This window comes from Synechococcus sp. R8-2 (assembly GCF_047461715.1).
Classification (GTDB): domain Bacteria; phylum Cyanobacteriota; class Cyanobacteriia; order Thermostichales; family Thermostichaceae; genus Thermostichus.
Genome location: NZ_JANSHQ010000313.1, coordinates 1 through 6,110, shown reverse-complemented (window position 1 = coordinate 6,110; position 6,110 = coordinate 1). Strand labels below are relative to the sequence as shown.

Here is a 6,110-nt window from a genome sequence, read left to right as displayed (position 1 = left end):
CCCCTCGTCCGCTGAACTCCCCCCCCAACCGGCCCCCGAAGGGATCCCCTGGCAACGGCTGAGCCTGGCAGAAATCTTGGACAACACCAGCTACCGGCTGATCGGGCTGGGGTTCCCCCTGCTCACCATCGGCATTATTGCCGGCGCCGTTTGGGCCAACGAAGCCTGGGGTACCTACTGGAGCTGGGATCCGAAAGAAACCTGGGCTTTAATTACCTGGTTGGTCTTTGCCGCCTATTTGCACGCCCGCATCACCAAAGGCTGGCAAGGCAGACGCCCCGCCCTCTTGGCCAGCTTGGGTTTTGGAGTGGTTTGGGTATGTTACCTGGGGGTCAACTTTCTGGGCAAAGGCTTACACAGCTATGGCTGGTTTTTCTAAGAAACCGATCCCCGTTTATGAGTATCCTGGTGCTGGCAAGCCGTAGTGGATCCCTCTCAAGAGGAGACAAGAGGAGAAAATTATGCGACTGTTCAACTACCTGATCCTGTTCTCGGCTCTCCTAGGAATCGCTCTCTTCGCCATGCAAAACGCCACCCCAGTCACGATTACCTTTGCCCCTGGCGTCAGCATCGAAAGCCCTCTGGTGATGGAACTTCTGGCTGCTGCTGGGATTGGGGCCGCCCTCGCCTGGCTGTATAGCCTCTGGATGCGCGTACAGTTCAGCATCGAAGCCCGGGAAAAAAATCGGCAACTGCAGGAGAAGGAGGTCACCATCACCGAACTCAAGGAAATGGTGGTGGAGCTGGAAGCCAAAGTGAAGCAACTGCCCCCCAGCAAGCGTGCCGAACCCCAAGAGGACATCCAGGATGTGAAAGAAGTGGCCACCGAGGGATCCCCTGCCTAAAATCCCCAGGTTGACCCACAGGCCGTTGAGGTAGAATTGAACTTCTACTTGCCCCTCTCCCTAGCTCATACTTCCTATGCAGGTTATCCAAGAAAAACGCCCTGGCAGCCGGGTCGGTCTCAAAATCGTGGTAGAAGCCGACCGGGTGAAGCGCTCCTACGAAAAAACCTTGCGTCAACTGGAGCAGAATATCCAGATTCCGGGATTCCGCAAGGGCAAGGCCCCCCGCAACCTCGTTGTGCGGCAGGTGGGCCGCGAGCGCATCCTGGCCAGTGCTGTCGATGACCTGATCAGCGAGGCCATTCAACAGGCTTTCAAGGAAGCTCGGCTCACTCCCATTAGCCGGTTCGAGCTGGATGATGAGGTGGGGCAGCTCTTGGCTCAGTTCAACCCCGAAGCAGACTTCAGCTTCTCGGGATATGTTGAGGTGTACCCCGAAGCCCGCGTTGGCCAATACAAAGGGCTGACCGTTACGGCAACCCGTGTTGACGTCAAGCCTGAGCAAATTGACCAGCTCATCGACCGATGGCGGGATCAGCGGGCCACCCTCTTGCCGGTAGAAGATCGGCCTGCTCAGTTGGGGGATGTGGTGGTGATCGATTTTGAGGCCCGCGATGCAGAAGGCAATCCCCTCGACGAGATGACCACCCAGGACTTCCAGCTGGAACTCAAGGAAGACAACTTCATCCCCGGTTTTGTGGCGGGCATCGTGGGCATGCAGCTCGACGAAACCAAGGAGATCGCAGCCACCTTCCCCGACGACTACTTCAGAAAAGAGTTGGCCGGGAAAACGGTTACCTTCACTGTCTGCCTGAGGGAGATCAAGGCCAAAGAGCTGCCCGAATTGGATGATGCCTTTGTGCAAGAGATCAGCAGCTTTCAAACGGTGGCCGAACTGCGGGAGCACTTGCAAAAGCGCCTCGAACAGGATGCCCTGACACAATCTGAGGAGAACCTGGAAACCGCCATCCTCAACGCCATCTTGGAGACTACTGAGGTGGATTTGCCGGAAACCCTCATCGAACAAGAAACGACACAACTGCTGGCCCAGAGTCTCCAGGCCCTGCGGCAGGAAGGCATCAAGCCGGGGGAGCTCCGTAAGTTCTTGTCCGAGTTGCCTCCCGAAACCCTTAACCAGTTGAAAGAGCGCCACCGACCCGAAGCCATCGACCGGCTGCGGCGCACCTTGGCCCTGAGCGCCATCGTTCGGCAAGAGCAAATTGCCGTAGGTTCCACGGAGTTGGACGTGGAGGTGGAAGAGGTGATGGCGGCCTATGCCCAGCAAGGCCAAAAGCTGGATCGGGAACGAGTACGCCAAGCCGTCTATGAAGGCTTGCTGACCGACAAGGTGATGGCCTGGCTGAAGTCGCAAACTACGGTCAACTGGGTCGATAGCGAGGGGAATCCAACCCAGGCGCCCACTTCTTTGGCAGTCTCGGAGGAGAAGGTTGAAGTGCCAGAGGCCGAGTTTGAGGCCGATGGGCCAGAAGCAGAGGTATCTGGGATCCCTGAGGCCGTTGAATCCTCATCAGAGACGGCTACGGGGGCGGAAACGGATGGAGAAGCTGCAGCTGCGGAAGCCGAGCCAGCTACAGAAAAGGCTGTAGAAGCATCCCCTGCTGAAACCGTCTCAGCCTCTGCGGCAGAGGCAACGCTCCCAGTTGAGGAGAAAGCGGCAGAGACCGCTACAGAGATCCCGGCAGCAGAAAAGCCCAAGCCGAACAAAAAGGACAAAAAAGGCAAGTGAATGCGCTGGGGATTTTCTGGCTGAGGGCATTTCCTTCAAAAGCAAGGGGGCGCAGCCCCTAGTGTTCCAAGTCGCAAAAAATAGATATCTACCACTGCTGGCAGTGGCAAAGGGGAGCGTTTAGGGTTTATCCTATTCGCAACATCTGCAAGAGGGCAGGCTGCCATGAAGGGATTTGCGCGCGTACTTGGGGCTTGGGGGATCCTCACCCTGATCGCCGGGATCTCGCCCGGCAGCGCTGTGGGCCAATCGGCCTTGCCTCCTGTGCCCATCATGCCCTCGGATCCCCAAGGTTCGTTTCCCGATCCAGGGATCCCGGCAGCCCCTTCCCCTCCCCGTGAGCCGGTCGGGCTGGATCTCCGCCATCTGGTGGGATTGTTCATCAACGAGTCCTTGGGTGCAGGCAACCAAGCTGCTGCGGTTAGTTACAACGACCTCTACACCCGCCTGTTGGCCCGAAGCTACGGGGATCCCCGCCCCTCTATTGAGGTGGAGTACGAGTTCATTCAAGAGATCCTGCGGGAGTATGGGGATCCCGCCGATCGCTTCTGGGATCCGCAAGCTTTCAAGGACTTGCTCAACCGTCCCCGTCCTCCCGTACAAGCCCGCGGGATCGGCCCGCGCCAGGTTTATTTGGCAGTGCCGGATCTCACCCCGGCCACAGCTCAGCAAATCCGCCAAACCCTCTACACCCAAGACTACAGCCAGGGCATTGTCCTCGACCTGCGCGGCTCGGTGGGCTACGACCCCCAAGTGGTGGCCGATGTGGCGCGCCTATTTCTGCCCCGCTCCGTCCAGCCGCTGCTGATTACCGAAGACCGATTCGGGCAGCCCACCCTCTGGAACAGCGAAAATCTGCCCATTGCCGCCGGGATCCCGTTGGCCGTTCTCGTGGATGGTAACACCCGCCAGGGGGCCACCCTCTTGGCTGCCCAGTTGGGATCCAGCGGTAGCACCCTTATCTTGGGACAGCCCACCCAAGGCAGCGAGCGACAAACCCGCTTCTTTGCCCTTCCCTCCGGCGCGGCGGTGGAACTGGCCGTGGCCACCTGGAAGACAGGGGATGGTCGCTCTTTGGAGCGGGGTCTGGTGCCCTTGCAGACCGTGGAAGGAGATGACAATGCTTGGCTGAATGCCGGCCTGCAAGCGCTGGCCTTGCCCCCCCGGCGACCTGCCCTGCCCCCACGGCCTACAGTGCTGGTGCAAGAGGGTCGAGTCGGTCGCTTTGAGCTGGGTATGGATACCCGCAACGTGGATACCCACCTGCTGGGCAATGTCGATCAGATCCCAGCGGCCTCTGGAGCCAATGTGTTTCAGCCCAACAGCGACTTGAAGATCTTTTACCTACAAGACTACATCCTCTTCACCTACCGTCATCCGGGCATTGTGGATAGCTTTTTCGCCAACCGCATCTACACCACCCACCCGGAAGCCATGACCGGCGAAGGGATCCGCATCGGCTCCACCTATTCGGAAGTGATCGCCGTTTACGGCGGGCCCGGCGAGAACGGCTACAACGAGGTGGTACCCTATCCCAAGGGAAGCCGAGAATATCTGCGCGACGACCGCTACTACGTCAACTACGATGCCCTGGGCCTGGCCTTTGCCTTTGAGGTGGGATCCAACCAGGTCACGGCCATTGGCCTGTTCAAGCCGGGGAGCTGAAGGCGAGGGCAACTGGGGAATCTCTGTTGGCTTGCCAGAGGGTTCGGGGATCCCGCCCATCTCCACGTTGTCCCCTGCCGGAGAAAAGTTAATCGATTGTTAATCTTTTTGTCCTGATCTCTCAACATCGCCCGGAGCGATGCGGTAGATTAGTGCAGCAACTCCCGCAAAGGGGATTTTTTGTGCCATCTACGGACTGTAGGAGAAGCTCTTGGCAAACGTCGTGGTTGTCGGTGCCCAGTGGGGCGATGAAGGAAAAGGGAAGATCACCGACCTCCTCAGTGAAAAGGCCCATGTGGTCGTCCGCTATCAAGGTGGGGTGAATGCAGGGCATACCCTGGTGGTGGGGGGCCAAACCTTCAAGCTACACTTGATCCCCTCTGGCATTCTCTACCCCGACAAACGCTGCATCATCGCCAGCGGCACGGTGATCGATCCCGAGGTTCTGCTGGCCGAGATCGACCAACTGCATCAATTGGGCATTTCCACCGACAACCTGTTCATTGCCGAAACGGCCCACGTCACCCTGCCCTACCACCGGGTCATTGACATCGCAGAAGAGGAGCGGCGTGGCATTTACCGGCTGGGCACCACCGGCCGGGGCATTGGCCCCACCTATGCCGACAAGGCCGAGCGCATGGGCATTCGCGTCGTGGACTTGATGTACCCTGACCAGCTGCGGGAGCGCCTCAGTTGGGCCATTCCCTACAAAAATGTCTTGCTGGAAAAGATCTATAACTTGCCGCCCTTGGATCCCGAGCCAATTATCGAGCAATACCTGGCCTATGCCGAGCGGCTGCGCCCCTATGTTACCGACGCTGCTCTGCTTCTCACCCAAGCCATCGAAGATCGGGAGAACATCCTGTTTGAAGGGGCTCAAGGCACCCTGTTGGATCTCGACTACGGCACCTACCCCTACGTCACCTCCTCCCATCCCATTGCCGGTGGCGCTTGTATTGGCGCTGGGATCGGCCCCACCAGCATTGACCGGGTGATCGGGGTGGCCAAAGCCTACACCACCCGCGTTGGCGAAGGCCCTTTCCCCACCGAGCTCAAAGACGAGATCGGGGCGTACCTGGGGGCAACCGGTGCTGAATTTGGCACCACCACAGGGCGACAACGGCGCTGCGGCTGGTTTGACGGGGTAATTGGGCGCTACGCGGTGCGAATCAATGGCCTAGACTGCCTGGCCATCACCAAGCTGGATGTGCTGGATGGCTTGGATGAGATCAAGGTGTGCGTGGCCTACGAGTACCAGGGGCGGGAAATTCGTCACTTTCCCAGCGATGCCCGGGTTTTCGCCCAGTGCAAACCCATCTACGAAACCCTGCCGGGCTGGAAATGTTCCACCAAAGATTGCCGCTCCATCCAAGACTTGCCCCCCGAAGCCCACGATTACCTGAAGTTTTTGGCGCAGTTGATGCAGGTGCCGATTGCCATTGTTTCTCTGGGGGCCAGCCGCGACCAGACGATCATTGTCGAAGATCCCATCCACGGCCCCAAGCGGGCCCTTCTCTACCCCAATGGTGGCAAGCGCGCCCACGCCCTCATGCCCGACTGAGTGGGCTCAAGAACAATTGGGAACAAGGGCAATCATAGGGCAATCATTAACAATGTAGTGATCAAATGCTCAGTAATGATCAATGTGAGTTAAGTTATGGTCATTTCAGGTTAGGGTGAAACGCCTAAGCTACGGAGAAAAGCCTTCCGGCCCTGTGCGTTCAACGTCTTAGGTGTGGATGCAGTGTCCTAGTTTATAGTCATTTAAGAGGGAATAAAACTGTTCCGTTGTCTTGCTTCCCAGCTCCTCACTGCCGAGCGAATAGGAAGCGTCTTAATCTAACTTGAAATGA

5 protein-coding genes are annotated in these 6,110 nt (G+C 58.3%); all 5 read left to right on the top strand.

The genetic code is table 11. The features are described 5' to 3' along the window. Nucleotides 1-379: c-type cytochrome biogenesis protein CcsB (gene ccsB, locus NW819_RS08070; protein ID WP_414413446.1), on the top strand; the 379-nt coding region annotated here is incomplete at its 5' end. 82 nt (nt 380-461) lie between these two features. Then, nucleotides 462-845 (top strand): lipopolysaccharide assembly protein LapA domain-containing protein, encoded by a 384-nt coding sequence (locus tag NW819_RS08065; protein WP_414413445.1) that lies wholly within the window; start codon nt 462-464, stop codon nt 843-845. Between the two features lie 76 nt (nt 846-921). Continuing rightward, entirely contained in the window at nt 922-2,592 is a 1,671-nt protein-coding gene (tig, locus tag NW819_RS08060) for a trigger factor (RefSeq protein ID WP_414413444.1), read from the top strand. A 165-nt stretch (nt 2,593-2,757) separates the two neighbouring features. Next, nucleotides 2,758-4,257 carry a S41 family peptidase gene (locus NW819_RS08055; RefSeq protein WP_414413443.1) on the top strand — a complete coding sequence of 500 codons (1,500 nt, stop codon included), beginning with the start codon at nt 2,758-2,760 and terminating at the stop codon, nt 4,255-4,257. A 211-nt stretch (nt 4,258-4,468) separates the two neighbouring features. Beyond that, the gene (locus NW819_RS08050; protein ID WP_011431751.1) at nt 4,469-5,818 is read left to right on the top strand and encodes an adenylosuccinate synthase; all 1,350 of its coding nucleotides are present in this window, start codon (nt 4,469-4,471) and stop codon (nt 5,816-5,818) included. The last annotated feature ends 292 nt before the right edge of the window (nt 5,819-6,110 follow it).

Coding starts and splice junctions, on each gene's coding strand:
- tig (WP_414413444.1), top strand. CDS start 922: ATGCAGGTTATCCAAGAAAAACGCCCTGGCAGCCGGGTCGGTCTCAAA.
- NW819_RS08055 (WP_414413443.1), top strand. CDS start 2,758: ATGAAGGGATTTGCGCGCGTACTTGGGGCTTGGGGGATCCTCACCCTG.
- NW819_RS08065 (WP_414413445.1), top strand. CDS start 462: ATGCGACTGTTCAACTACCTGATCCTGTTCTCGGCTCTCCTAGGAATC.